Origin of the sequence: Streptomyces camponoticapitis, assembly GCF_014646115.1 — a bacterium.
GTDB classification, from domain to species: domain Bacteria; phylum Actinomycetota; class Actinomycetes; order Streptomycetales; family Streptomycetaceae; genus Streptomyces; species Streptomyces camponoticapitis.
In genome coordinates this window covers 223,710-249,603 of record NZ_BMMV01000008.1, presented here as the reverse complement: position 1 = coordinate 249,603, position 25,894 = coordinate 223,710, and the positions used below count along the sequence as shown (strand labels likewise).

19 protein-coding genes are annotated in these 25,894 nt (G+C 70.2%); 10 read left to right on the top strand and 9 right to left on the bottom strand.

Going from position 1 to position 25,894, the window contains the following annotated elements:
- Positions 1-51: 51 nt before the first annotated feature.
- Together IEY79_RS15390 and IEY79_RS15385 are read right to left on the bottom strand one after the other, a co-directional pair.
- On the bottom strand, positions 52-729 hold the full coding sequence (locus IEY79_RS15390) for an SCO2207 family protein (RefSeq protein WP_189108019.1): 678 nt from the start codon (positions 727-729) through the stop codon (positions 52-54).
- A 300-nt stretch (positions 730-1,029) separates the two neighbouring features.
- Complete coding sequence (locus tag IEY79_RS15385; protein WP_189108018.1) at positions 1,030-2,184, bottom strand: epoxide hydrolase family protein; 1,155 nt, start codon at positions 2,182-2,184, stop codon at positions 1,030-1,032.
- Between the two features lie 295 nt (positions 2,185-2,479).
- Between IEY79_RS15385 and IEY79_RS15380 the strand changes: the two genes are divergently transcribed.
- The gene (locus IEY79_RS15380; protein WP_189108017.1) at positions 2,480-2,767 is read left to right on the top strand and encodes a hypothetical protein; all 288 of its coding nucleotides are present in this window, start codon (positions 2,480-2,482) and stop codon (positions 2,765-2,767) included.
- A gap of 266 nt (positions 2,768-3,033) precedes the next feature.
- Positions 3,034-3,957: an AEC family transporter gene (locus IEY79_RS15375; RefSeq protein ID WP_189108016.1), complete on the top strand. Its 924-nt coding sequence runs from the start codon at positions 3,034-3,036 to the stop codon at positions 3,955-3,957.
- Here the strand turns inward: IEY79_RS15375 and IEY79_RS15370 are convergent.
- The 3 genes from IEY79_RS15370 to IEY79_RS15360 are packed head-to-tail and all read right to left on the bottom strand — an operon-like array spanning position 3,938 to position 7,930.
- Positions 3,938-4,498: a GNAT family N-acetyltransferase gene (locus IEY79_RS15370; RefSeq protein ID WP_189108015.1), complete on the bottom strand. Its 561-nt coding sequence runs from the start codon at positions 4,496-4,498 to the stop codon at positions 3,938-3,940. The two genes, IEY79_RS15375 and IEY79_RS15370, sit on opposite strands and share 20 nt — an antisense overlap.
- The gene (locus IEY79_RS15365; protein WP_189108014.1) at positions 4,495-6,471 is read right to left on the bottom strand and encodes an SMI1/KNR4 family protein; all 1,977 of its coding nucleotides are present in this window, start codon (positions 6,469-6,471) and stop codon (positions 4,495-4,497) included. Before IEY79_RS15365 ends, IEY79_RS15370 begins: the two co-directional genes overlap by 4 nt.
- Positions 6,472-6,526: 55 nt before the next feature.
- Complete coding sequence (locus IEY79_RS15360; RefSeq protein ID WP_189108013.1) at positions 6,527-7,930, bottom strand: CoA transferase; 1,404 nt, start codon at positions 7,928-7,930, stop codon at positions 6,527-6,529.
- 516 nt (positions 7,931-8,446) lie between these two features.
- On the opposite strand from IEY79_RS15360, the gene IEY79_RS15355 reads away from it, so the two are divergent.
- The 3 genes from IEY79_RS15355 (at position 8,447) to IEY79_RS15345 (ending at position 15,646) form a co-directional block, all read left to right on the top strand.
- Positions 8,447-10,204 carry a ThuA domain-containing protein gene (locus IEY79_RS15355; protein WP_189108012.1) on the top strand — a complete coding sequence of 586 codons (1,758 nt, stop codon included), beginning with the start codon at positions 8,447-8,449 and terminating at the stop codon, positions 10,202-10,204.
- Positions 10,205-10,313: 109 nt separating this feature from the next.
- On the top strand, positions 10,314-12,848 hold the full coding sequence (locus IEY79_RS15350) for a PQQ-dependent sugar dehydrogenase (protein WP_189108011.1): 2,535 nt from the start codon (positions 10,314-10,316) through the stop codon (positions 12,846-12,848).
- A gap of 113 nt (positions 12,849-12,961) precedes the next feature.
- Positions 12,962-15,646, top strand: a complete 2,685-nt coding sequence (locus IEY79_RS15345; RefSeq protein WP_189108010.1) for a glycosyl hydrolase family 95 catalytic domain-containing protein — start codon at positions 12,962-12,964, stop codon at positions 15,644-15,646.
- Between the two features lie 115 nt (positions 15,647-15,761).
- On the opposite strand, the gene IEY79_RS15340 is transcribed toward IEY79_RS15345, so the two are convergent.
- Positions 15,762-17,792, bottom strand: coding sequence for a glycosyl hydrolase family 28-related protein (locus IEY79_RS15340; RefSeq protein ID WP_189108009.1), 2,031 nt, complete (start codon positions 17,790-17,792; stop codon positions 15,762-15,764).
- 319 nt (positions 17,793-18,111) lie between these two features.
- Between IEY79_RS15340 and IEY79_RS15335 the strand changes: the two genes are divergently transcribed.
- Both IEY79_RS15335 and IEY79_RS15330 read left to right on the top strand, forming a co-directional pair.
- Positions 18,112-18,699, top strand: coding sequence for a SigE family RNA polymerase sigma factor (locus IEY79_RS15335; RefSeq protein ID WP_189108008.1), 588 nt, complete (start codon positions 18,112-18,114; stop codon positions 18,697-18,699).
- Positions 18,696-19,928 carry a WD40 repeat domain-containing protein gene (locus IEY79_RS15330; protein WP_189108007.1) on the top strand — a complete coding sequence of 411 codons (1,233 nt, stop codon included), beginning with the start codon at positions 18,696-18,698 and terminating at the stop codon, positions 19,926-19,928. Before IEY79_RS15335 ends, IEY79_RS15330 begins: the two co-directional genes overlap by 4 nt.
- Here the strand turns inward: IEY79_RS15330 and IEY79_RS15325 are convergent.
- On the bottom strand, positions 19,890-21,248 hold the full coding sequence (locus IEY79_RS15325; protein ID WP_189108006.1) for a hypothetical protein: 1,359 nt from the start codon (positions 21,246-21,248) through the stop codon (positions 19,890-19,892). The genes IEY79_RS15330 and IEY79_RS15325 overlap by 39 nt on opposite strands.
- 204 nt (positions 21,249-21,452) lie before the next feature.
- Here IEY79_RS15325 and IEY79_RS15320 point away from each other — a divergent pair, with 204 nt between their 5' ends.
- The gene (locus IEY79_RS15320) at positions 21,453-22,667 is read left to right on the top strand and encodes a sialidase family protein (RefSeq protein WP_229700880.1); all 1,215 of its coding nucleotides are present in this window, start codon (positions 21,453-21,455) and stop codon (positions 22,665-22,667) included.
- Between the two features lie 7 nt (positions 22,668-22,674).
- On the opposite strand, the gene IEY79_RS15315 is transcribed toward IEY79_RS15320, so the two are convergent.
- Together IEY79_RS15315 and IEY79_RS15310 are read right to left on the bottom strand one after the other, a co-directional pair.
- Positions 22,675-23,334, bottom strand: coding sequence for a response regulator (locus IEY79_RS15315; RefSeq protein ID WP_189108005.1), 660 nt, complete (start codon positions 23,332-23,334; stop codon positions 22,675-22,677).
- Positions 23,322-24,647 carry a sensor histidine kinase gene (locus tag IEY79_RS15310; protein ID WP_189108004.1) on the bottom strand — a complete coding sequence of 442 codons (1,326 nt, stop codon included), beginning with the start codon at positions 24,645-24,647 and terminating at the stop codon, positions 23,322-23,324. The genes IEY79_RS15315 and IEY79_RS15310 overlap by 13 nt, the downstream gene beginning before the upstream one ends.
- 179 nt (positions 24,648-24,826) lie before the next feature.
- Here IEY79_RS15310 and IEY79_RS15305 point away from each other — a divergent pair, with 179 nt between their 5' ends.
- Both IEY79_RS15305 and IEY79_RS15300 read left to right on the top strand, forming a co-directional pair.
- Entirely contained in the window at positions 24,827-25,069 is a 243-nt protein-coding gene (locus IEY79_RS15305; RefSeq protein ID WP_189108003.1) for a hypothetical protein, read from the top strand.
- Positions 25,070-25,107: 38 nt separating this feature from the next.
- The gene (locus tag IEY79_RS15300) at positions 25,108-25,893 is read left to right on the top strand and encodes an ABC transporter ATP-binding protein (protein ID WP_189108117.1); all 786 of its coding nucleotides are present in this window, start codon (positions 25,108-25,110) and stop codon (positions 25,891-25,893) included.
- Position 25,894: the final 1 nt, after the last annotated feature.

Genomic DNA, 25,894 nt, shown 5'->3' with positions numbered 1-25,894 from the left:
CCGGTTGCGGGCCCTGGCCCGGCGCCGTCCGGGTCCTTGCCGGGGCGGGGGTCAGCCCACGCGCTCGATCCGCGCGTTGCGGATCAGGAACTTGCCCGGCTCACGGACCTGTTCGAACGCCGCGTCGTTGAGCAGCGCACAGCTGCCCGACGGTGCGGTGACCCGCACGGTGGTGGACTTGTTGTTGTCGAGGTTGGTCACCTTGAGCGTGGTGCCGACCGGGAACTCGTTGCTCGACGCCGCCGGGGCACCCGCCTCGCCGGACAGTGTGACGGTCGACCCGGCACAGACGACCTCACCGACCTGACCGGCACCCGCACCCGCACCGGCGCCCGCGTCCTCCCCGGCGCCGGTGTCCTCGCCCGCACCCGCACCCGCGCCCGCCTCCTCGCCCGCGCCCTCGTCACCGGCCGGCGGCGCCGCCTCCGCCGGAGGCGGCGCGCCCGTGTCGCTCGCGCCCACCTCGCACCCGGACGCCGCCTGCTTCCGCTTGATCTCCTCGATCACGTCCTGCCGGTTGGCGATCCGCGCGTCGGACAGGGCGTCCGGAGCGGCCCGCTGACCGTCGATGAAACGCTGGTTGTTGCCGAGGGCGGTGTTCAGCCCGTCGCACTCCACCGAGGCCTGGCTGGTGCCGGTCATCGCCACCGCCGTACCTCCCACCAGCGCGGCCGCGCCGACGAGCAGGGCGATCTTCTTCTTCGGGCTGAACGACTTCTTGCGCGACACGTGGGGCTCCTGTCCCCGGCCGCGGGGGCGGCCGGATGGGTTACGTGTGCCGTTACGTACGAACGGTGGGCCCGTACTGCTCAAGCGCCCCGGCATCAACTTCCGTAACCCCGGGCACAGTTCCGCTTCCGGCCGTCACTCGGTGACCGCTTCGCGCACGCCGAGCAGGATCACCGACGCCGTCCCGGCCGAGTTCGGGCCCAGGCAGGCGGATCGCGGACTTCGTCACCATGTGGGCGGACGGGCGGGTGCCGACCGTTCCCGGCCCGCGTCCACCCGCCCGCCCGCCTCGGGACTACATCAGCTCGCGGACCTCAACGGCCTGAAGAACGCACGCAGTTCGTCCGCCACCTGTTCCGGCTCCTCGTGCGACATGAAATGCCCGCCGCGTTCCGGCGTGCTCCAGTGCCGCAGGTCGGTGCAGAGCCGTTCGGTGAGGCTGCGGGGCAGCCCCTTGAACGCGAGCTCATTGCTCAGGGTGACAGCCGCCGGCACATTGATCGTCGGGACCGGCTTGTTGAGCGGGTAGTCGTAGTACTGCCGGAAGGACGTTCCGATACTCCCGGTCACCCAGTACAGGGTGGCGACCGTCAGGAGCGTGTCCTTGTCCCAGCGGCTCTCCAGATCGCCGTCGCAGTCGCTCCAGTCCCGGTACTTGTCGATGATCCAGGCCAGCAGCCCGGCGGGGGAGTCCGCCAGGGCCGCCGCGATCGTGTCCGGCCGGGTGCACATGATCTCGCTGTAGCCCTGGTCACCGACGTCGTAGGCCTTGAGATGGTCGATGTAGGCCTGTTCCTCGGGCGTCGCGGGCCGCTTCTCGAAGTCCGCCCCGACCATGGCGGAGGTGAGGTGGATCCCGGCGACATGCTCGGGGTACAGGGCGCCGATCCACTGGGTGACCCCGCCCCCGATGTCGCCGCCGAAGGCGCCATACCGCTCGTACCCGAGCGTCCCGGTCATCAGCTCATGCCACGACTCGGCGACGCGCCTGCGGGTGAACGGTCCGTCGGGCAGCGCCGAGTAGAGGAAACCGGGCAGCGACGGGACGATCACGTCGAACGCGTCGGCCGGGTCACCGCCGTACGCGGCCGGATCGGCCAGTCGGTCGGCCGCCTTCAGCATCTCCACGAAGCTGCTGGGCCAGCCGTGCGTCATGATCAGGGGCAACGGCGCGGGCGCGCCCTCGGCCCGCCTGCCCGGGACATGGACGAAGTGCACCGGTCGGCCGGCGACCTCGGCGATGCGGTGGTCATAGGTGTTGAGGGCGGTCTCGGCCTTCCGCCAGTCGAACCCGTCCGCCCAGTGGGTGACAAGCTCGCGCAGCTGGCCGGGGTCGGTTCCCGCCAGCCAGAAGGTGCTGTCGGACGCCGTGGTGAAGAGAGTGCGGTTCAGCCGGTCACGCAGGTCTTCGAGTACATCGTCGGATACGGAGATCCGGAACTGCTCGGTGGTCATGTCTTCCTTCGCTCAGAGAATCTGTCCGTTGTACGGACGGCTCCCGGCGCGTGGGTCAGACGGACGCGACGGCCAGGAGGGCCCGGAAAGTTCGGTTGCCGCACATCGGGCTCCACCTCCTCGCGATACGTGTTGTGCCGGACTGTACAGGAGCGCCCGGGGCATGTCCTCCGGGTATCGGGCCAGGAGCCCCCGATGCCCCTCAAACCCCGTCTGGCCAGGGGCGATTGTCAGTGGGAGGCGGTAGAATTGTAAGTGTTCGTGAGGGTTCCACCACCGTGCCGGGAGGTCGCCGATGGCCGTTGCCACTATCACGACGAAGCTCTTCGACATCACACCGCCAGCCGCCAAGTCCGTGCAGCGCAAGCCACTGCCCGCGGGACAGCCCCGTGAGTGGTACGAGACCCACAACCGCCGCCTCAAGGCCATGCGCCTCGCCATCGCCCTGCTCGACTCGGGCGTGTATCACCCGGCGAACGCGAACAACCGGAGGATCCGTTCGACGGCGGCTCTGATAGGCATCCATCCGCCGTCGGACACGACGTGCCGCATGGTGCGTGCCCTGATCCGCTACGGGCGCTGACGGGCCGGAAACACCGGGACCAGCGACGGAGGAACGAGTACAGCGACACAGCAGGCACCCGCCCCCGCCGGTCACCGGCGGGGGCGGGTGCCCTGCCGTCTGCCGTGTCCGGCATGCTGAGTCCGGTGACCTCTCCCGAAGCCGGGCATATACACGTACAGCAGCCGCCATCGCCACCGACGTCTTCGGAGCGGACGCCGCGACCGTCGACCCGCGCGCGGGCGGTCGAGGCCGCCCGTACGCCATAGGGGCAGGAGGCGGTCGCGATGCATGCCGTCCTCTTCGGCTTCCTGCCCATCTGGGTGATCACCGGCCTCGGCTGGGTGGCCGCGCGCCACGACATCCTCGGCGGCCAGGCCCAGCACGTCCTCGGGCGCTTCGCCTTCACCTTCGCCATGCCGGCCCTGCTGTTCCTGGCGATGGCCCGCGCCGACGTGACCGCCCTGCTGAACATCGGCGTCCTCGTCTTCGCCATCAGCCTGATCGTCGTCTTCGCGGCCGGACTTCTGCTCAGCCGCTGGGTGTTCCGGCGCCGCCAGGCCGAACAGGCCGTCGGCGCGATGGCCGCGGGCTACGTCAACTCCGCCAACCTCGGCATCCCCGTCGCCGTACACGTCCTGGGCGACACCTCCTTCGTCATCACCGTGGCCCTCTTCCAGATGCTCTTCATCGCGCCGGTGGTGCTGGTCCTCATCGATCTGGACGTACGGCGTGAGACACGCGGACGCGCGGCCCGGATGCTCCAACTCCCCTTCCGCAACCCGATCATCGCGGCCTCCCTCGCCGGAGTGGCCGTCTCGGCGCTCGGCGTGCGCCTGCCGGCCGAGGCGACCGCACCGCTCGAACTGCTCGGCGACGCCGCCGTCCCGGCCGCCCTCTTCGCGCTCGGCATGTCCCTCAACACCCGCGTACGGCCGGACTCCTCGGGCCGCGCCGAACGCGCTCTCCTGGTCGCCCTCAAGATCGCGGCCCAGCCGCTGCTCGCCTACGCGATCGGCCACTGGCTCTTCGGGCTGACCGGCCACACCCTGTTCGCGGTCGTGGTCTGCGCGGGCCTGCCGACGGCTCAGAACGCCTTCATCTTCGCCTCCGAATACCGTATGGACACCGACCTCGCCAGGGACACCGTCATCCTCTCCACGCTCTGCTCGATGGCCTCCCTCTCGCTGATCACCTGGCTTCTGGTCTGAGCAGTCGGCGCAGCCATCTCACCTCGCCGTCGTGCCACTCGTCGGTGGGCTCCAGACCCACGGCGCGCGCGACGGCCGCCGACGCCGCGTGGTCGGGGTGGACATGGGCCGCGATGTCCCGCACCGGGTGCTGTTCGAGCCGGCGGACCAGCCCGCGCGCCGCCTCGGTGGCGATGCCCCGCCCCTGCATGGACGTGCCCACGACCCAGGCGATGTCCGCGACGACCCACGGCTCGTCCCGGGGACCCGCCGGGCTGATCGTCGCCTGGACCGTCCCCGCCAACCGCCCCTGTCCATCGCCCTCTTCACCCTCCCTGAGCCGGATGACCCAGTTGCACCAGGAGACAGCGGGATCGGACGGCCCGGCGGCCATGCGCGCGTAGCGCGTGGCCAACTCCTCGGCTGTCGCCGGCTCGCCCCCGATGAACGTGTACAGCGCCGGGTCGGCCAGCACCACGGCCACCTCCCGCGCGTGCTCGACCCGCTGCGGCACCAGCAGCAGCCGCTCGGTCTCGATGACTTCGGCCTCGATACGCGTCACTGTTCCTCCCGGGGCGCCGGAGTCCGGTGCCGTACGAATACGAGCCGTTGCTCGCCCGGACCGGGCGGCCTGGTCCACGGGCCGGTCCTGACCGCGTGCAGCCGCCCGTGCTGGATCGCGAAGCGCGGCAGCGAGACCCCGAAGGCGCTCGCGACGGCCGTGAGCATCCGCCGCTCACCCACCCGCCTGTCCTCGCCCTCGTCCGCGCTCTCGTCCGCGCCCACGTGCTCTCCCTCCGTGCCCTCGGGGAAGAAGAGACGCGGATCGAGCGTCTCGGGAATCTCCCCTCTCCGTTCCGTCACGCCTCCGCGCGCGGTGAAGCCATAGCGCTCCCGGCCGTCCTCGGAGTACGAGAAGTGGAAGGTGTCGGGGACCGTCTTGGACCTCTCCCCCTGAATCTCGCACCACACCAGCACGGACCGGCCGCCGCCCCGCGAAGCCTTTTCTCCCATCGGACTGGCCCGCTTCGGCTGGAACGTCTCGGTGCCGTCCCTGAACGCGAAGCTCCAGCCGGGCCCGCTCTCGGCGCCGTCCTTCGCCCCGCACAGGCCCACACGCTCCGGTGCGTCCCGCGCGATGCCCCGCCAGGGGTGGGTCTCCGCCTGGTTGTGCGGAGGAAGCAGCACCTCGCCGCCCAGCCGCTCGCCCAACTCCCGCGGTGGGATGCCCTCGGCGAGCACGAAACGGTAGGAGTGCCGCTGCCGCGCGGGATCGGCCAGCCACGCGAGCCCGTCAGGCGCCTTCTCCTTGACGGGGCCCGAGGGCCCGGCCCGCCCCGGCCGTCCCGCGTCCCCTCCTGTGCTCCGTCCCGCGCCCCGTGGCGTCGACAAGATCCGTCGCCCGCGCTCCGGCGTGACGACGGGCCCGAGGATCGGATCGGCGAGCAGCCCTATCGGGGCGATGTGATCGTCCTCGTACGGCTCCCAGTCGGGCAGCGCCGCCTCCACCGTGCGCCAGGCGCCGCCGGTGTCGCCCCAGCGTGCCTGCTCGCGCGCCGCGACGACCGCCTCGCCGAACAGGCCCGGCGACTCGTACACGTAACCGCGCTCCCGGATCCGCTCCAGCAGCGCCGCGCCCCCTGCCCGGTCGCCCTCGTCGAGCGTTCTCAGGAACCAGTCCCCGTCCTTGCCGCCGCGGGCGTCCTCCAGCGCGGCGAGGGGCATGAACTCCTGCCCGACCAGCGGGTCTTCGAGCCGGCCTTCCGCCCGGTAGTACTCGTTGCGGCCGAGCATCGAGGTCAGTTGCACATACAGCTTCCGGGCGCGCGGTCTGGCGTGTCTCATCGCCTCGGCCAGCGTCTCCATCTGCCGGTCGACGTCCTCCCCGGACAGACAGGCCAGGCGCGCCCGCTCCAGGGACGCGTCGAGTGCGCGTGTCGTGTCATTGACGAATCCGGGGTCCGAGCCGTTGTCCCCGTGGAACTCCACATACTTCTCCCGCATGAACGCGCCGAACGACTCGTATCTGTTCGGATACTCGCCCGAGTAGCCCCGGTAGATGTAGAGCGCCCATTCCCCCTCGGCGTTCACATCACCGGGATCGAGCAGGACATCGGTCATGTCCGAGTCCACGGCGAGCTGAAGGGCCCTGCTCCACATCCCCGCCACCAGGACCGCCTCCGCCGAGGAGTGCGAGGTCAGTGATTTCTCGTACGCCTCCTGGAAGCCGAAGGGGTCCCCGTGCCAGTGGACCCCCTCGCTCGTCCCCAGCAGATAGACCCCGCTCCCTGCTCGCCGCCAGCCGTCGGACACCGCCAGGAAGGAGCGGTACGACGGCGGCAGCGTGGCACCGAGCCGCCGCTCCAGCGCGGTGATCCGCTCCTCGTCGGCGGGCGGGAATCCGAGCCCCGCCTCGACCATCTCCTCCAGACGGCCCTCCTCCCCGTCCTCCTCCGCTTCCTCCCTCGTCCTCGGCGCGGCTGCCCACTCCGCGTTCCACCGCTCCAGAAAAGGTCCCCACCCCAAGATCTCCATGTCACTCATAGTGACATCGACCACTGACAATCGATCGGCCGCGATGCGGACGCGGTCAGAGCCACCGAGCCGGGTCGGTACCCCAGAGCGACGGCGGGCGGGTCCAATCACCGGGTCCACCCTCGTAGTCGACCGGCGAAAGCACGTATCGGAGCGTGCCGTACGGCGAGGGGGTCTCGGCCATCCACGGCTCGGGGTCGTGGGCTTCGCCCGACCGGGCCACCGAGTCGTCGACCCCGGCCGGCTCCGGCCTGATGTCATGCATCAGCCATGAGGCCGTCCCGGCGAGCGAGAGCCTCAGCCGCCGGCCCACCCCGTCGTCCTGACGCTCGGTGAGTGCGCGCAGGACCGCCGCCGCGAGGAGATAACCGGTGCCGTGATCGAGCGCCTGCGCGGGCAGTGCGCCTGGCCGGCCGTCGGCACCCCGCTCGATCAGGGCGATCCCCTTCGCCGCCTGCACCAGCGAGTCGAACCCGCGCCGCTCCCGCCACGGCCCTGTCCATCCCCACGCGTCGAGCTGCGCGACGATCAGCCCGGGATACCGCGCCACCAGCGAATCGGGGTCGAGTCCGTACCGGTCCAGCGAGTCGGCGCGGTAGCCCATGACCACGACGTCGGCCGACGCCAGAAGTTCCTCGAAGACCGCCAGCCCGGCCGGGACACCGAGGTCCAGGCGGGTGGAGCGCTTGCCGAAGCCGGTGTCGGCGTGCGCCTTCGGATCCTCGGGCAGCCGCGGCGAGTCGACGCGCAGCACGTCGGCGCCCAGCAGGCCCAAGGTACGGGTGGCCACGGGTCCCGCGATGACCCGCGTCAGATCGAGGACCCGCACTCCGTGCGCCGGCAGGGGCGGAGCCTCTGTCGACAGGCGTCGACCGGAGGCGGTGGCCTCTCCACCGTCCGGCGAGAGCCGGCTCTCGATCAGCGGCCATCTCCGCGCATCCGGCTCCGCCACGGCCACCGCCAGCCCGCCCGCCGCGTACACCGTCTCCTGGATCGCCCTGGCGGGCCGCGCCCTCAGCTCCTCCGCCAGCCGCCCGGCCAGCGCACCGTTGTCGTCCCCGTCGGGGATCCCCAGCGCCGACAGCAACCGGGCCCGGTGGTGGGGGTAGTTGGCGTGCGTCCGGACCCAGCCGTCCGCCGCGCGCCAGAACGAGGAGAGAGGAGCGAACGGAGACCAGGTCCGCCCGTCGATCCGCAGATGCCGCTCGCTGACGAACGCCGCCCCGACGGCCGCCTCATGCACCCGGACCCCCGGCGTCTCCCGCCCGGACCGCCGCGCCACCAGCTCGGCGGCGGCCAGCGAGCACACCCCGACGCTCGCCCGAGCCAACTGCCGTACGGGCAGCCGTGCCGGCAGCACCCCGGGGGCGGGTACGTATGTGACGAGTCCGGCCGCCTCCCGCGCACCTCCGAGTGCGCGCCAGGCGTGCGCGGTCGCCGTGTCGATGTCCTGTGTCACGGGCGATGGTCCTCTCGGCGATCTCCGCCTGTCAGTATCACGCGGTGTCCGAGCGCGAGGGACGGCGGATCACCCTGATGCGCGGCGGGACGGAGCCCTCGTCACCCGGCCGCCCCTGGCGACCGGGGATCGCGAGCCGAGCATGGCCGAATTTGTCAGCGGCCCCGGGAGCGAGGACATGAGCGACGGGTCCGGCGTGCGTCCCGTCCTCGACCTCCGTTGAACGGGGCGCATGTTCCGTTCAGGCCGCCCGTGACCCTCCGTCGCGCGAAGATCCGATCAATCGCGGTGGCCGATTCCCGTTCCCGGCGCTGCTGTTGAGGGCTGTCGCTACCAGGGGAGCGGTCAAGGGGGACATTTTGTCATGGAGGAAAACTAATCTTCGGATACTTCAGCGCCGACCCTTGACCCCCCTAGACCTCCGATGTTCACTACGCCTGACGACGCCGCCGCCTCGTCGCAAATCACCGCTTCGCTCAGCCAGCGCCTTCGCGCGCCCCGAGAGAGGACCGGATAGTGCGCACTGTGTCCCGCGCCCTGATCGCGCTCGTTCTGGCGGCCATGTCGCTCGTCGCCGTACCGCAGGCCCCGCCTGCCGAGGCGGCGCCCGCCCCGGCCTCCGCGCCGTCCCCAACACGCGCCGCCGCCGCGCCCCTCACCAAGGTCCTGGTCTTCTCCAAGACCGCCGGATTCCGGCACTCGGCCATTCCGGCCGGTATCGCCGCCGTCCAACGGCTCGGCGCGGCCAACGGGTTCACCGTCACCGCCACGGAGGACGCCGGCGCGTTCACCGCCGCCAACCTGGCGCAGTACCAGGCGGTGGTCTGGCTCTCCACCACCGGCGACGTGCTGAACTCCGCGCAGCAGACCGCCTTCGAGTCGTACGTCGCGAACGGCGGCGGTTACGTCGGCGTGCACGCCGCGGCCGACACCGAGTACGACTGGCCCTGGTACGGCGGCCTCGTCGGCGCGTACTTCGCCTCCCACCCGGCCACCCAGCAGGCCACCGTCAAGGTCGAGGACCGCGCGTCCGTCTCCACCTCGCATCTGCCGCAGCGCTGGACCCGTACCGACGAGTGGTACAACTACCGCGCCAATCCCCGCTCGGCGGTGAAGGTGCTCGCCAGCCTGGACGAGACGTCGTACTCCGGCGGCACGATGGGCGATCATCCGATCACCTGGTGCCAGGACTACCGGGGCGGACGCTCCTGGTACACCGGCCTCGGCCACACCGAGGAGTCGTACGCGGACCCCGCCTTCACCACCATGCTCCTCGGCGGCATCCAGACCGCCTCGCGCGCCAAGGCCGCCGACTGCCGCCCGGAGACCGGCTACACGCCGCTGTTCGACGGCAGCCAGGCCAGTCTCGACAAGTGGCGGCAGGCGGGCGCGGGCAGCTTCAGCCTCGCCGACGGCACACTCTCCTCGGTCGGTGGCATGGGCCTGCTCTGGTATCCGGTGACGCCCTTCGCCAACTACTCGCTCAAGGCCGACTGGATGATGCCGGGCGACGACAACGGTGGCGTCTTCATCGGCTTCCCCGACCCGCAGGGCGACCCCTGGAAGCCGGTCGACCTCGGCCACGAGATCCAGATCGACGCGTCCGACGGCGACCCGACCCGTACCACCGGGAGCGTCTACAGCTTCCAGGCGCCCGACACGGCGGCGCGGGCGGCGGCGCTCAACCCGCCCGGGACCTGGAACAGTTACGAGATCGCGGTGCACGACCGGCACGTCGAGATCTGGCTCAACGGCGTCAAGATCAATGACTACACCAGCAACCGTGACATCGCCCTCGGCCACATAGGCCTCCAGAACGACGGCGCGGGCCTGGACATCAGCTATCGCAATGTCCGCATCAAGCAGGACGGGGCGCAGGCCACCGATCTCGCGCGGGGCAAGCCCGTCACGGTCACCAGCGTCGAGCCCGGCAGCACGCACGTGGGTGCCAACGCGGTGGACGGCGACTCCGCCACCCGCTGGGGCAGCGCGTACTCCGACCCGCAGTCGATCACCGTCGACCTCGGCGGCGTCCGTACGCTCCAGCGGGTCCGGCTGAACTGGGAGACCGCCCACGCCACGGCGTACACGGTCCAGACGTCGACGGACAACGCCACCTGGCGCACGGTCAGTACGGTCACGGCGGGCAACGGTGGTCTCGACGAGCTCGCCGTGAGCGGCACCGGGCGGTACGTACGGGTCCTGGGCACCACGCGCGCGACGCAGTACGGCTACTCCCTCTGGGACCTGGCCGTGTACGGCACCAGTCAGTAACCAGTCACCACTCGATCGACCCGCCCGGACGACCTGGGGCACGACAGCACGTCTGTCGCGCCCCGGGCCGCCGGGCGCCCCCACCCCACGATCGGCCCCTGGAGGTTCCGTGTTGTCGCGCGCTGTCGCCTGTCTGACCGCCCTGTTAACCCTGACCGCACTGCTGCTCGCGCCCGGCGCCATGGCCGCCGACCCGGAGGCCGCTCAGAGACCCCCGGTCCAGAAGGCGGCGTCGAAAGCCGCCGAACCCCCGCCCACCAGCGGCTTCGAGAAGGTCAAGCTCGACGGCGGTCTCGGCATGGGCGAGCCGATCGAGCTCGCCGTACTGCCGAACGGCAAGGTCCTCTACATCAACCGCGGCACCAGCGCCGCCGGCGGTCAGGTCCGCCTCTACGACCCGGCCACCAAGTCCACGACGGTCGCGCTGACCATCCCCCTGGACGCGCGCTTCGAGGACGGGCTGATCGGCATCACCCTGCACCCGAAGTTCGCCACCACCGGCTGGGTGATGCTTTTCTACTCGCCCAAGAGCACCCCGCTGGTCAACCGGATCTCCCGGTTCACCTTCAACCAGAGCACCAACACCATCGCCCCGTCCAGCGAAGACATGATCATCGAGTGGCCGACCGAGCGTGAGATGTGCTGCCACTCGGCCGGCTCCATGTCGTGGGACACGGCGGGCAACCTCTACTTCGCGGTGGGCGACAACACCAACTCCGGCGGCGACGCCCAGGGCATGGCCCCGATCGACGAACGCCCCTCCCGGCACGCCCAGTTCGACGCCCAGCGCACCTCGGGCAACGCGAACGACCTGCGCGGCAAGATCAACCGTATCCACCCGGAGGACAACGGGACGTACACCGTCCCCGACGGCAACCTCTTCGCCAAGGGCACCGCGGGCACCCGCTCCGAGGTCTATGTGATGGGCGTCCGCAACCCGTACCGCGTCTGGGTCGACGAGAAGGCGAACAACACCCTGTACTGGGGCGAGGTCGGCCCCGACGCCGGAGCGACCATCCCCGCGCGCGGCCCGGCGGCGTACGACGAGTTCAACCGGGCCACCGGCCCCGGCAACTACGGCTGGCCGTACTGCGGCGGCCCCAACGTGGCCTACAACGACTGGGACTTCGCGGCCAACCAGCCCCGCGGCTGGTTCCCCTGCGGCGGCAGCACCGGCCCGGTCAACAACTCCCCGCGCAACACCGGCATCCAGCAACTGCCCCCCACCAAGACGTCGTTGGTGTGGGAGCAGCACGGCGGCAGCAAGGAGTGGCCGCAGCTCGACAACCCCGGCGGATGCGGTTCGCCCAACCACACCGAGGTCTACCACTACGACGCGAATCTCAACTCCGACGTCAAGTGGCCGCAGTACTACGACAACAAACTGCTGATCTCCGAGTACTGCCGTAACTGGATCAAGGAAGTGCAGTTCAACAACGGCAACGCGTCCACCGGTACGCCGACGGCGATCGAGCCGGTCCTGGACGGGATGAAGCTCGTCCACCCGATCGACATGGAGTTCGGGCCCGACGGCTCGTTGTATCTCCTCGAATACGGCAGCGGCTACTTCTCGGGCGCCGAGGACGCGGGCCTCTACAAGATCAATTACGTACAGGGCGGCCGTTCACCCCTCGCCAAGGCCTCGGTGAACAGGGACAACGGACTCGCGCCGCTGGCCGTGACCTTCTCCAGCGCGGGCAGCAGCGACCCGGATAACAATCCGCTCAGCTACGCGTGGGACTTCACCGACAACGGAAGCACCGACTCCACGGCCGCCAACCCGTCCTTCACCTATCCGTCGAACGGCAGTTTCCAGGCGAGACTCACGGTCAGCGACGGCACCGGCCGCACCGGCACCGCGACGATCCCGGTCGTCGTCGGCAACAACCGCCCCACGCTGACGATCTCGCAGCCACCGGCGGGCGGCGCGTTCGAGTGGAACGAGAACGTCACCGTCACCGCGTCCGCGACCGATCCGCAGGACGGTCCGATCGACTGCTCGAAGGTGATCGTACGGATCGCCCTGGGCCACCAGGAGCACGCGCACGAGGTCGCCGAAGGCACCGGATGCTCCACGACCTTCAACACCGGACCGATCCACTCCGGCCTCGACGCCACGCAGTTCTACGTGGTGCGGGCCAGCTACACGGACAAGGGCGCCGCCGGCACCGTACCGCTGACCGGGGAGAAGGAGCTCAGCCTCTGGCCCAAGAAGTGGCAGGCGGAGCACTTCGCGCAACTCTCCGGCCCTCAGGTCATCACCGCCGCCGGGGCCGAGGGCGGCAAACGCCTGGGCGACGTGCAGAACAACGAGTGGGTCAAGTACCACCCGGTGAGCCTCAAGGGCGTCACCGGCATCAGGGCCCGGGTCTCCTCCGACAAGGCGGGGAACGTGGCGACCTTCCGCTACGACTCCGTCACCGGACCGGTGGTCGGGCGGGTGACCGTGCCCAACACCGGCGGCTGGGAGACGTACACCGAGGTCAACGTGCCCGTCACGAACGCCGTGGAGCAGCCGCGAGATCTCTTCGTGGTCTTCACCGGAGGCTCCGGAGCCATTCTCGACCTCGACAGCTACACCTTCACCGGGCCCGGCATCAGCCGTCCCGGCTCCATGACCGCCCGTGGGAGTGATGCACAGTGACCACCGCGAGATCCGACCGACCGGCGAGACCGGCCGCGAGTACGAGGCGCACGGGAACACACGGGAGAACACGCGCCGCACGCCTGCTGGGCGCGCTCCTCGTCCTCGTCTGCATGGTGAGCGGCCTCTCCGCCGGCTCACCGGCCGTGGCCTCACCCACCGACGCCGCCTTCAACTCCTCCACCGGCGCTCTGAACGTGGACTACGCGAACTACATGTCCAAGCACGACATCGTCTACAACCGGCCGACCACCGAGCCCAAGCACGGCCTCACCGTCGGCAACGGCCGTACGGGCGCGATGGCCTGGCAGAACAACGGCTTCAACATGCAGGTGTCCGGTGTGGACACCTCGCAGCAGACCGCCTTCGGCGCCGGGCTGCTCAACCTGTCCACCACCCCGGCGATGGACAGCGGCTACTCCACCTTCCAGCAGCGCCTCTCCCTCTATGACGGCACCCTCACCACCAAGTACGACAACAACCGCACCGTCACGGTGATGGGCAAGCCCAACTCCGAGGTCATGGGCATCCATGTGGAGGACACCCGCTCCGGGGTCTCCGCGATCAACCTGGATCTGAGCCTGTGGGACGTCGCGGGGCTCGGCAACAGCGGTGACGTGCCGAACATCGAGACGTGGCGGACGGTGTCCACGTACGCGGACTCCACCGGCGCCGGCCTCAGCCGCGGCCAGGCGGACCCGCAGAACTTCGGCTACACCCTCGGCGCGACCGTGGAGGGCGCCGCGTACACCGCGCGCGTCGTCGACGGCCGCAAGGTACGGCTCTCGATCACACCGGACTCCAGCTACACCATCTGGTTCACCGCGAGCACCCGTCTCAACGCGCCGAGCCACAACTCGGTCGCCGAGGCCAAGCGCGCGCTCGCGGAGGTCAAGGCCGCCGGATACACCAGCACCAACAACGCCTATCTCAACTGGTGGCACGCGTTCTGGCAGAAGTCGTTCGTCCAGTACTCCAACGGGTCGCGCGAAGCGGACTACATGGAGAACGTCTACTACCTCTCCACCTACATGATCGCGGCGGCCGGATACGGAAACTATCCCGCCCACTTCATCAACGGCGTCTTCCGGGCCACCGGGGACGCCACCAAATGGAGCAACGCGTACTGGTACTGGAATCAACGGGACATCTACAACTCGTTCCTGGCCTCCAACCACACCGATCTCATGGCCGGGTTCAACAAGCTCTACAGCCGCAATTTCGACGCGCTGAAGGCATACACCAGAACCCGGTACAACGTGGACGGCATCTGGGTGCCGGAGACGATGGGCTGGGACGGCAACGCGCGCGGCACGGTCAACAGCGACTTCACCAACAACATCTGGTCGACCGGCACCGAGGCCGCGTACAACATGTACCTCCAGTACACGTACACGAACGACACCAACTACCTGCGAAACACGGCCTATCCGTTCATGCGCGAGGTCGCCAAGTTCTACCAGGCGAAGCTGTCGTTCAACAGCTCGACCGGCAAGTACTACGTGGCCAGCTCCCACTCGCACGAGACGTACTGGAACGTGCCGAACGCGATCACGGACCTGGCCGCCGTACGCACCCTGTTCCCGCTCGCCATCAAGGCGAGCAACCAGCTGGGCCTGGACGCCTCGCTGCGTCCGCAGTGGCAGAACATCCTGGACAACCTGATCGCGTATCCCTCCGACACGGCGGCGAACACCTATCTGCCGCACACGCCCCCGATCGCGCAGACGCGTAACAACGAGAATGTCGCGGCCGAACTGATCTGGCCCTACGACCTCACCGGAATCGGTTATCCCGACCAGCAGAAGGCGATCAACACCTGGAACGTCAGGCCGTTCCCGTACGGGAACGTATGGGCCAACGACGCGATCCAGGCCGCCCGGCTGGGACTCGGGAATCAGACGCTCCAGGGTCTGAAGACCATGCTGCAGAAGTACCAGAACTATCCGAACGGCATGACCAGCAACACCAACGGCGTCTTCGAGTATCTCGGCGTACATCTGGCCGCGACGAACGAGTCGCTGCTCCAGTCGTACAACGACAAGATCCGCGTCTTTCCCGCCGTCCCCACCGATTCCACCTTCGTCGGGAAATTCAGTCTGCTGGCCAAGGGCGGATTCATGGTCAGTTCGGAGAGGGAGGCCGGCGAGATCAAGTACGTCGGGCTGAAGAGCCAGTTCGGGAACGCGGCCCGCGTCGTCAATCCGTGGGGCACCCAGGAGGTCAGGGTCCGCAGGACCTCCGACAACGCCATCGTGACCACATCCAGCAGCGCCGAGATCACCTTCAACACCGGGGCGAACCAGGTGTACGTCGTCGAGCGGACCGCCAAGCCGCTCAGCTCGTACAGCCAGACAACGCTCACCGGCACCGCGAACCAGGGCATGAAGTCCCTGGCCGGCACCAGCTCCACGCTGGGGTCGAACGCGACGGCCGACCCGATGGTGAACAACACCGCGCTGACGTACGACAACAACTGGCATCTCACGAACAGCCGCGGTTACGGCGACTTCAACGACGACACCCACCACAGCACCACGGTGGACGCGGTCGCGTCGTACACGTTCAACGGCACCGGGATCCAGTATCTGTCCGAACGCAACGGCGACATGGGGACGGTCGACGTCTACCTCGACAACGTCTTCCAGGCGACGGTGAATCTGAGAGCCGACGGCGCGAGACAGGTCCAGCAGGTCGTGTGGCAGAAACAGGGGCTGACCCGAGGCTCGCACACGATCAGGATCGTGAACCGCAGTACATCGGTGGGGATGGTGGACGCGCTGCGAATCACCCCCTGACCGGCGACCCGGGCCAACCGGCCCGGCCATGACCGTGGCCCCGCGCGGAGGACGCCGTGCGGGGCCACACCATGAGGGGGGAGCCTCAGGTCGGCGGGTCAGCCGTTGACGGGCTTCACCAGGCGGACGGCGCCGGAGGGGCCACCACCGGCGGACGGTCGTCGCACGTGATCGTGTTAGGCAGCAGCCACGGCGCGAGCCACGACTCCGTACCCCGTCCTCCGTCGTTGCCGCCGAGGTCGCCGAGCGTGAACTCCGAGCCGGCGGGGGTGAAGTTGAAGGAGCCGCAGTTGTTGACACCGACGGCGCCCACGTTGCGCGCGTCCACGTTCTCGAAGGACGCGGACCCCTTCACACGGGCGCTGACCGCCGACGTACCCGTCCCGTCGATCCTGACGTCCTTGAAGCGGACACCGTCGATCGCGTACAGGTCCTTCACCGCGTAGTCGCTGACCAGCATGATCGCGTTGTACGTGCTGTCGAGATAGTGGTCGCCGGTGACCCGGACGTCCGCGTCGATGTCCTTGTCGAGCGCGTAGAGCCAGATGGCTCCCAGCCCGATGTTCCAGTTCAGCTCGTACGTCCCGGCGCGCACCGTGGTGTTGTCGGTGAAGCGCAGCGCCCCGGTGAACGGTTCGGCGCCGAAGCGGGACCCCGCGTGCAGCGCGCTGCCCTCCCGGACGGGGTCGGCGACAAGATTGGCCGAGACCGTGTTGTCCGTGCCGCCGTAGACCGCGATGCCGTTGGCCAGGACCGGTGACTGCACGGTGTTGCGGGTGAACGTGTTCCGCGCGTTGGCGGTCTTCTCCGACCACATCGCGAGGCCGTCGTCGCCCGTGTTGCGGACGAAGTTGTCGGACACGACCGAATTCGTCACGCCCGTATGGAAGTTGAGGGCGTCGGCGATCTGGTCGACGACGATGTTGCCGGAGACACGGACGTTCGACATCGGTCCGTCGAACCAGAGACCGACCTTGGTGTGCCGGATGTGCAGCCCTTTGACGGTCGAGTCGCTCATCGCGCCGCCGACGCCGTTCACCTGGTCGGTGTCGATCCGCTCCCGTACGTCGCCCTCGATGGCGAAGCCCGACAGATGGACGTTCCGGCTCCCTCCGTCGGCCGCGTCCTTGCCGTAGAAGCCGACGCCCGTGTGGACCGAGCCGTCGGGCGCGGGGCTGTCGAGGGTGACCTGGCGGCCCTTGACGACCGTGTGCCAGTTGCCGGCGCCCTCGATCGTGACGTCGTCCACGATGATGTGACGGTTCACCTGGTAGGTGCCCGGCGGGAGGTACACGGTGAGGTTCCTGCGCTTCGCGAAGGTGATCGCCCTGTCGAACGCGTCCGCCGAATCCCGTCTGCCGAGGGGATCGGCGCCGAACAGCAGCACGTTCGCGGCGGTGAGCCGGACATGCGGTGCGCCGACGAGCTCCGAGTCCAGGAGGTCCACCACCGTCCAGTCGGCCTTGCTGCCCGCCGGGACCGTCAGCCGTACCTTGTCACCGGCCCGGTACGTCCTGCCGAGCTTCAGGCGCTGCTCGTCGTAGAAGTGGCTCGGGCGGAACGGCTTGGTGATGACCGGTGCGGGAGTCGTCGCGGCCGGCACGCACGCGCACTCGGTGATCCACCAGTCGGGGTGCAGCAGGTCGGCGCCGGGGTCGTTGGAGAAGGGGTACTGGTTGTAGAGCCACGCGTACTGGGAGGTGAGCGTCATGGTCTTACGGCCCTTGCCGTTGACCGTGACATCGAGGGGTGCGGTGATGCCGCCGCCCCCGGGCGCGTCCGGGATGCTGTAGCGCACGGTGATCGCGTTGGCGGCGCTGGGGAGGATGAACTCGACGTACTGCTTGGGCGCCAGCTTCACCGCCGTACGGCCGGAGGCCTCGGAGGGCAGCGTGTACGCGGTCCGGTCCGGGCCGATGACCGCGCCGCTCGTCGCGGCGTTCTCCGCCTCCTGCTCGGCGAAGCCGACGCGGGCGCCCCGGCCGGCGATGAGCGCGGGGTCCAGGGCGGCGCGGGTGACGACGGGGCCGGCGGGGCCGGTGGGTCTTTCGAGGGGTGCGGCGGCGAGGACGGTGCCGCCGCCGCTCAGCAGGCTGAGACTCAGACCCAGCCCGACGGCGGCGGCGGTCAGTGAGGTCCACGACATCTAGGGCTCGATTCTCTTGGAGAGGACGAACGCGGGTGGGGCTGACGCTCGGTGGAGCGGACGCCGTGGGGGTGAGGTGGACATTAGGACCGTCGCGCCGTGCTTCACAAGATGTCTGCGAGCAGTTTTCGTATCCCTGCGCCTCAACTGCGGTGACCAGTCAACTTCTTGCGCTACGGTTCACGGTCCCTTACGGATCGGGTCACCTCTGAGGAACCCCCCCCGGACACCTTTCGCGCGCCCGGCATAGTGAGGCGCCCTCGCGCGCGTCAGCACGGGTAGGCAGGGCCGACCGGCCCGCCGGGAGAAGAAGGTGACGATGGATGCCACAGGCCAGGAGAGTTTCCTGGAATTCGTGACCAACAGGTCCACCGCGCTGCTGAGAACCGCCGTGCTGCTCAGCGGGGGCGACCGCCACGCGGGAGAGGACCTGTTGCAGAACGCGCTCATCAAGGCCGCCGGCCGCTGGCACCGGATCGACGAACCCGAGGCGTACGTACGGCAGATCCTCTACCGCCAGCAGGTCAGCCGGTGGCGGCTCAAGGGCCGGCGCAAGGAGCTGACCGTCGCCGATCCGCCCGACCCGGGCGTCGACGCCCGGACCGCCTCCGGCGCGGACGGGACCGGCGCCGCGGAGCTGCGGCTCGTGATGCGCGACGCGCTGTCGCGGCTCACCGCGCGGCAGCGCGCCGTACTCGTCCTGCGCTACTTCGAGGACCTGCCCGAGGCCGACGTCGCCCGCCTGCTCGGCTGCTCCGTCGGCACGGTCCGCTCCACCACCCACCGCTCCCTCGCCCGGCTGCGGGTCCTCGCGCCCGAACTCAGCCTGCTCGACCCGTCCGACGACGAGAAGCCGGAACAGCAGCCGCCGTCCCGGGACTTCGCCCCCGTGGAGGTACGACCGTGAACGTCGAGGAATTGGTGCGCGCCTCCCTGCGCGAGCAGGCCGCCGGCACCGCGACCGCCCCCGCCGACCTGGCCGGCCGGGTCCTCACCGCACGCCGCCGCCGCAGAGCACGCCACCTCGCCGGGGCCGCGGTCACGACCGTCCTGGTCGTCACCGCCGCGCTGGCGGGGCCGGGCGTGCTCAACTCGGGCGAGGCGTCCACCCAGTTGGCGAGCGAGGCATCCCGCGGCAAGACCCTCACACATGTGGACCAGTCGCCGCCACGCGACCTGATCGCGGTCGGGGACCAGGCGCTCGCCGCGTACTTCACCTCCCGTCAGGTCAAGCAGCCCAACCGCGACCAGATCATGACCCGGACCTACTCCGTGCTGGACCAGAAGACCGGCAGGTACGAGGTGGACGCGCGCTGGGCCTATCTGACGGTCGCGCCCGGTATGCGCACGGCGGCGGTCCTGGAACGCCAACTGCCCGTCACGCGCATAGGAGTTCTCGACCTCCTCACCAAGAAGGTGACGCGCTGGATTCCGATGAAGGGCCTCGACGGGGGTGTCGGCGCGGTCCAGTTCTCGCCGGACGGCAAGAAACTCATCGCCACGACGTACGACAAGGATCCTTTCCGTACCTACTGGTCGAAGAGGATCCCGGTGAACAACACCGAGGAGCCGCAACCCGTGGCCTGCCGCACCGGCTTCGCGATCGTCGACGTCGAGACGGGCGAGTCGGACTGGCACGCGCTGCCAGCTTTCACGGATCCGGAGTACGGCAGGTCGTTCGGCTCCGGCGAGTGGCTGCGGTTCAACAACGACGGCACGCTGGTGTACGAATTCATCAACATGGCGCCCGGCCGGATCTTCCGCGATCTGCGCGGCAAGGAGGTGCCCGCCCCGCCGAAGGAGAAGCACGTCAACCTCGTCATGGCCCCGGCCGGCCTCTCCCCGAACGGCGAACTCGTCGCGGGGCCCTTCGCGGGCGGAGCGCGTACGACGGCGACCGAGGTCCTCGACCCGGCGACCGGCAAGCGCGCGGCCAAGCTCAAGGGCCAGGAACTCCTCGTCTGGGCGGACGACAAGCGTCTGATCGCCTGGGACATCGCGCCCGGTGGGAAAGAGTTCGACAACCGTCTGGTGCTGATCACGATCGGCAGCGACAAGGTGGTCTCGCTGAGCGGAGCCCGTACGCCCCAGGACAACTCACCGGGCCGCTGGGAACCGATCTTCGCCAGACGCTGACGGCAGTTCCCCGGCCCCGGCCCCGGGGACGGCCCCAGGGCCGTCACCCGCTCTCGTCCGCCGCCGACGCCACCGCACCAGGGCGGGCAGCCACGGCGCCGCGCCGACGAGGAGCAGGAGCACCAGAAGGGGGAGACGCCACCAGGGCGAGAGGTGCGCGGGCGGCGGGTCCCCCGGCTCGGCGACCCACGGCCGCGCCGTCTTCGACCACGCGAGGAACGCGTCGCCGATCGGGATCAGACCGAAGGCGTACCGCTTGGTCCACGGGGTGCTGACCGGCACGCCGAGCAACTCCCCGTAGCCGGCCATCCCTTCGGCGAGCGGGGCGTCGCCCTGGACCTGCGCGGCGCCGATGGTGACGACCGTCGCGGACAGGCTCACACCGAGGGGGAGCGGCCCGGAATCGACATCGGCCGGGCCGTCCATGCCCTCCGGGTACTCGCGCGTCGTCGGCCCGAGACCGAGCGGTGAGACGACGTACCGGTCACGGAAGAGCAGGTACTGCTCGCGGGCGAAAACCGGGTCGATGTCGACCAGGAACCGCTGGATGATGCTCTGTGAGGTGCCCCTGGCCACCTCGAGAGGGTCACCGGTGTCGGGGGAGACGCGGTGCGGCAGCAGTCTCGTACGGGGGTCGAGACGCTGCCGCACTCCGTCGAGCCACCGTTCCACGGTGCCGGTGAAGCGGGCGGGCAGCAGCGTGTCGTGCAGCCGCAGCGAGGCCATGGCTACGGTCGAGTCGACGGGCCACGCCTGCCCCGGATACGCCGCCAGATACGGCGACTCGGAGCCGTCGAACGCCGCCCCGAGAGCGGCGGAATCCTCCGCGAACCGCCTCACCTGCGCGGCGTCGCGCTCGCCTGCCGGCCGCAGCATGAGCGTGCCGCCACGAAGCCAGTTGGTCCAGCCGCGGTAGAAGACCCCGTACGACGGGCTGAGTTCGGCACTGAACGCGGCACGCCCGGCCTCCGACTCCAGCCGCTCCAGCGCCCACCGCGCTTCCCGCGACGCCTCCTCCCGCGCCTCGCCCGCGGGCTCCCGCATCCCCAACTCGACCCAGCTCAGGCCGTACAGGGCGTGCAGGAAGAAGTACCCCTCGGGGAACTGCTGTTGGGCGTCGTCAGCGGCACCGTCGTCCAAGGCCGAACGTATGAAGGCCAGTTGACCACGGACCCCGGCGGGCTCTCCGTCGATCCCTCCGGTGGCGGGCACCACCAGCCGCACCGCCCCGATCAACGCGCAGAGACTGACGAGCACGGCGACGACGAGACGGGCCCGTCGCAGCACGTGGCGCGTGGTGGTGGACGCTTGATCCGGCATCCGCCGATCGTAGGCGCTCGGCGCGCCCGCGAGCCGGGGGGAGCCCGAGGGTACGGCGACGCGTGCTGTTCACCTCGAAGCTGCGCGCCGTTCCCGGTCGTGCAGGTTCGGCGCGCTGGGCTGGGGGCGATGAGAAGTTCAGTGATGGGTTGGGCGGGACGTCTGGTCCTCGTCGGGCTCGGAGCGGTGATGGCAGGGTGTCAGATGGGATCGGGTACGGGACCGGGAGCGGCTTCCGGGGCGGACGGGGCGGACGGGGCGCGGGCGGCGGGGAAGTGCGGGGCCGTCGATGTGTTCGTCTCCGGGGAGAGTGGCTACGACACCTTCCGGATCCCGGCCGTGGTGGCGGTGAAGGAGCCGGGCTCCGGGCGTGACGTGCTGGTCGCGTTCGCCGAGGGACGGCGGCTGGGCAAGGCGGACCACGGGGATGTGGACGTGGTGCTGCGGCGTTCGTACGACGGTGGGTGCACCTGGTCCGAGGTACGGGCGGTCGCCGAATCGGGGCAGGACACCCTGGGCAACCCCGTGCCCGTGGCCGTCGGCGACAGCGGCCGGCTGGTGCTGCTGACCACCCGCAACGGCGGCGACGCGACGGAGAGCGCGATCATGACCGGGCAGGCCGCCCCGGAGGACGGCCGCCGGGTCTACGTCCAGGCGAGCACGGACGCGGGCGCCGGCTGGTCCGCGCCGCGTGAGATCACCGAGCAGGTCAAACGCCCCGACTGGCGCTGGTACGCCACCGGCCCCGGCCACGGCGTCGAGCTGACCGCGGGCCCCGACGCGGGCCGTCTCGTCGTCGGCGCCAACCACTCCGTCACCCCTCCGGACGGCAGTACGGACACGGGCGCCGAGCCCAGCCACTACGCCGGGCACTCCCTGCTCAGCGACGACGGCGGGGAGAGCTGGCGGATCGGTTACGTCGACCCGGCGGACGAGGGCACCCTCCATGTGAACGAGACCGCCGTCGCCCAACTCCCCGACGGTACGGTCTACTTCAACGCCCGCGACCAGAAGGGCAGCGCCCCCGGCAACCGGGTCCACGCCTGGAGCCAGGACGGCGGCGCCACCCTCGACGGCCCCTTCGAGCCGGCCACCGGCATCACCGCGCCGCCCGTGCAGGGCAGCCTCCTCCAGGTCACCGGGGGCAGAGAAGCGGACGACGCCCCGCTGCTGATGGCGTCGCCGGCCGACCCCCGGGACCGGGCGTGGATGACCGTACGCGCGAGCCTGGACGGCGGCGCGACCTGGTCCGCCGGATACCGGCTCTCCGACGCCAAGGCCGCCTACTCCGACCTCGTACAGCTGGACGACGAGCACGTCGGGGTCCTGTACGAGACGGGGAAGGCCACCGCGTACGAGGCCATCCGCTTCGCCCCGCTGCCCCTCACCTCACTGAAGCCGGAGCAGCCGAGTACCTGACCGCCCATCAGGTGCGGCGGCGGACGTCGTCGAGATAACGCAGCACCGCGGCCACCCGCCGGTCCATCTGGTCGGTGGGCGACAGATCGAGCTTGGCGAAGATGCTGCGGATGTGTTTGTGGACGGCGCCGTCCGTGACGAAGAGCCGTTCGGCGATGGCCGAATTGCCCAACCCCTCGGCCATCAGGGCGAGTACGTCGCGTTCACGCGGACTGAGGCGTTCCAGACGCGTGTCGTCGCGGCTGCGTGTGAAGAGCTGCGCGACGACATCGGGGTCGATCGCGGTCCCGCCGTCCGCCACCCGCCGCAGCGCGTCCAGGAACTCCTCGACGCGGCCGACCCGTTCCTTCAGCAGATACCCGAGCCCCGTGACACCGCCGACGAGCAGATCCGTGGCGAAGCTCTGCTCGACGTACGCGGACAGGACCAGCACCGCCAGATCCGGACGGCGGCGCCGGGCCTCGACCGCGGCGACGATCCCCTCGTCGGTGTGGGTCGGCGGCATCCGTACGTCGAGGATCGCGACATCCGGCTTGTGCTCGTCGATGGCGTCGAGGATCCCGTCGGCGGTACCGGCCGTGGCCACCACGTCGAGACCTTCCGCGCGCAGCAGCAGCGCGAGCCCCTCGCGCAGCAGCGGGTCGTCCTCGGCTATCACGATCCGCATGGGAGTTCCACCTCGATGGTTGTGGGGCCGCCGGGAGGGCTGGCCACGGTGAGAGTGCCGTCGAGCGCCGCGATACGGCGGCGGATGCCGATGATCCCGGATCCGCCGTCCTCGTCCGCACCGCCCCGGCCGTTGTCACTGATGCTCAGGCGCAGCCTGCCGCCACCGCCGCGCACCGTGACGCCGGCCTGCTCGGCGCCGCTGTGTTTGGCGATGTTGGTCAGCGCCTCGGCCACCACGAAGTAGGCGGTCGCCTCGACGGACGCCGCGCGCCGCTCGGGTGCCTCGACATCGATCCGGCACGGCACCGGACAGGACGCGGCGAGCCCGGCGAGCGCGCCTTCGAGCCCGCGGTCGGTCAGCACGGGCGGCAGGATGCCCCGGGCGACCGAGCGCAGCTCGGCCAGTGCCTGCTCGGCGGAGGTCTGGGCGCGTTCGAGGAGTTCCTCGGCCCCGGCAGGATCGCGGGCGACCATGCGCCGCGCGGCCCCGAGCAGGACGGTGACGGTGACGAGCCGGTTCTGGGTGCCGTCGTGCAACGAGCGTTCGATGCGCCGCAGTTCGGTGGCGTGGGCGTCCAGGGCGGCGGCCCGGGTGGCGGTGAGTTCCGCGATCCGCAGCGACAGGTCCGCGTCGGGACCGACCGACAGCAGCCGCCTGCCCGGCTTCGCCTGGAGCCTGGCCATCCCCGGCGTGAGCCCCACGATGATGGCGATCCACCCCAGTCCGAGCAGGGCGACGGCGAGCACGTCGGACCAGCCGCGCGCGACTCCCAGCCCGATGGAGGCGCTGGTGGCGTCGTCCGGGAGCAGCTGCCAGTAGAGGGGGAAGGCGCTGTCGCGGATCGCGCAGAGCGGCAGCAGTACGCCGATCAGGCCCAGGAACAGCCCCACCGTCGCGTGGCGGACCAGCCAGCTCAGCTCGCGGCGGGTGGTGGGATCCGTGAGGGCGGGGCGGAGTCGGGTCGGAGCAGGGCCGGGACCGACCAGTTCGGGGCCCCAACGGTTCAGCCTGCCGCGTTCACGGTCGGCGACGGAGTGCAGGAGGCGCAGCCCGACGGGCGCCAGGAGGAGTCCGACGCCGACGAGGGCGGTCACGGCGGAGACGGCCAGCCACGCGAGGGTGAAGAGCGCGAGCAGGGCCGTGCCGAACCCGCCCGCGAGCCGTTCGAGCGCGACGAGCGCGGTGCCGCCGGCCCGGACGACGAGGTCCCGGACGCCGGGCCGGGGGTTCGGACTCCGGGAGCCGTGACCTACGGATTCCGGCTCGCCGGACTCGGCGGCCCCGTCGAGTGTGCTGCGTTGGGTCGACATGCACCTCTCCTTCGGCAGCGACCTTATGTGGCCCGCCAGTTGGTCGCCAGCCGGACCGGCGATGAGTACAGCAGGCTGTACCGACGACTGGGGAGCAGGCGGGCTCGGCCGCGAGGGGTGCCAGTTCATAGCGTCGGTGACGACAGCGAGACACCACCGAGCGGAAGAGGAAGCACCTCATGACCTACACCGACCCCTACCGTCTGACCGGCTCCGAGGGAGACCACGACGCGTCGCGGAGCGAGGTCACCCGGGCCACGGTGGTACGTGCCCTGCTCTGGCTGGTGCTGGTCATCAGCGCGGCCGGCAACATGGTCGCCTCGTACAGCGGCTCCGGTGCGCCGGCGCACCTCATGTGCGGCGCGGTCACCGCGCTCTGCGTGACCGCGCTCGTCGCCCAGCGCCTGCGGGGCCGGCGATGAGGGCGCCCGTCGGGCGGGCCGAGAAGCGCGCGGGCCGCATGGGCATCGGCCCCGAGCAGGGGCAGGCGCGGGGTTACGCGGCGGGCCAGGGTTACGGCCAAGGCCACGCACCCGCGATCGCGTTGGAGAACCTCGGCAAGACGTACCCCGGGGGAGTCACCGCCCTGCACGATGTGTCACTGACCGTGGAACGCGGCACGTTCCTCGCCGTGATGGGCCCGTCGGGGTCCGGCAAGAGCACCCTGATGCACTGCGCCGCCGGGCTCGACGCGCCGACCGGCGGAAGCGTCCGGATCGACGGCCAGGAGATCGGCGGGCTCAACGAGAACCGCCGCACCGAACTGCGCCGCGAACGCATCGGGTTCGTCTTCCAGTCCTACAACCTCGTCCCGTCGCTCAGCGTCGCGGACAACATCACCCTGCCGCTGCGCCTGGCGGGTCGGGCCCCGGACCGGGAGTGGCTGCACACCCTGACGGAGCGGGTGGGGCTGTCCGACCGGCTGAACCACCGGCCGGCCGAGCTCTCCGGCGGTCAGCAGCAACGCGCCGCGATCGTACGGGCGTTGGTCGCCAAACCGGCCGTCGTGTTCGCCGACGAACCGACCGGCGCGCTGGATCTGCGCAGCGCCCACGGCGTGCTGAACCTGCTGCGTGAGCTCGTCGACGAGCTCGGCCAGACCGTGGTGATGGTCACCCACGACCCGGCCGCCGCCGCGCAGGCGCACGAGGCACTGGTGATGGCGGACGGCCGTGTCGTGGACACCCTGCCGATGCCGACCGCACCACAACTGGCCGCCAGGCTCGTCGCGTTGGGAGAGCACTGAT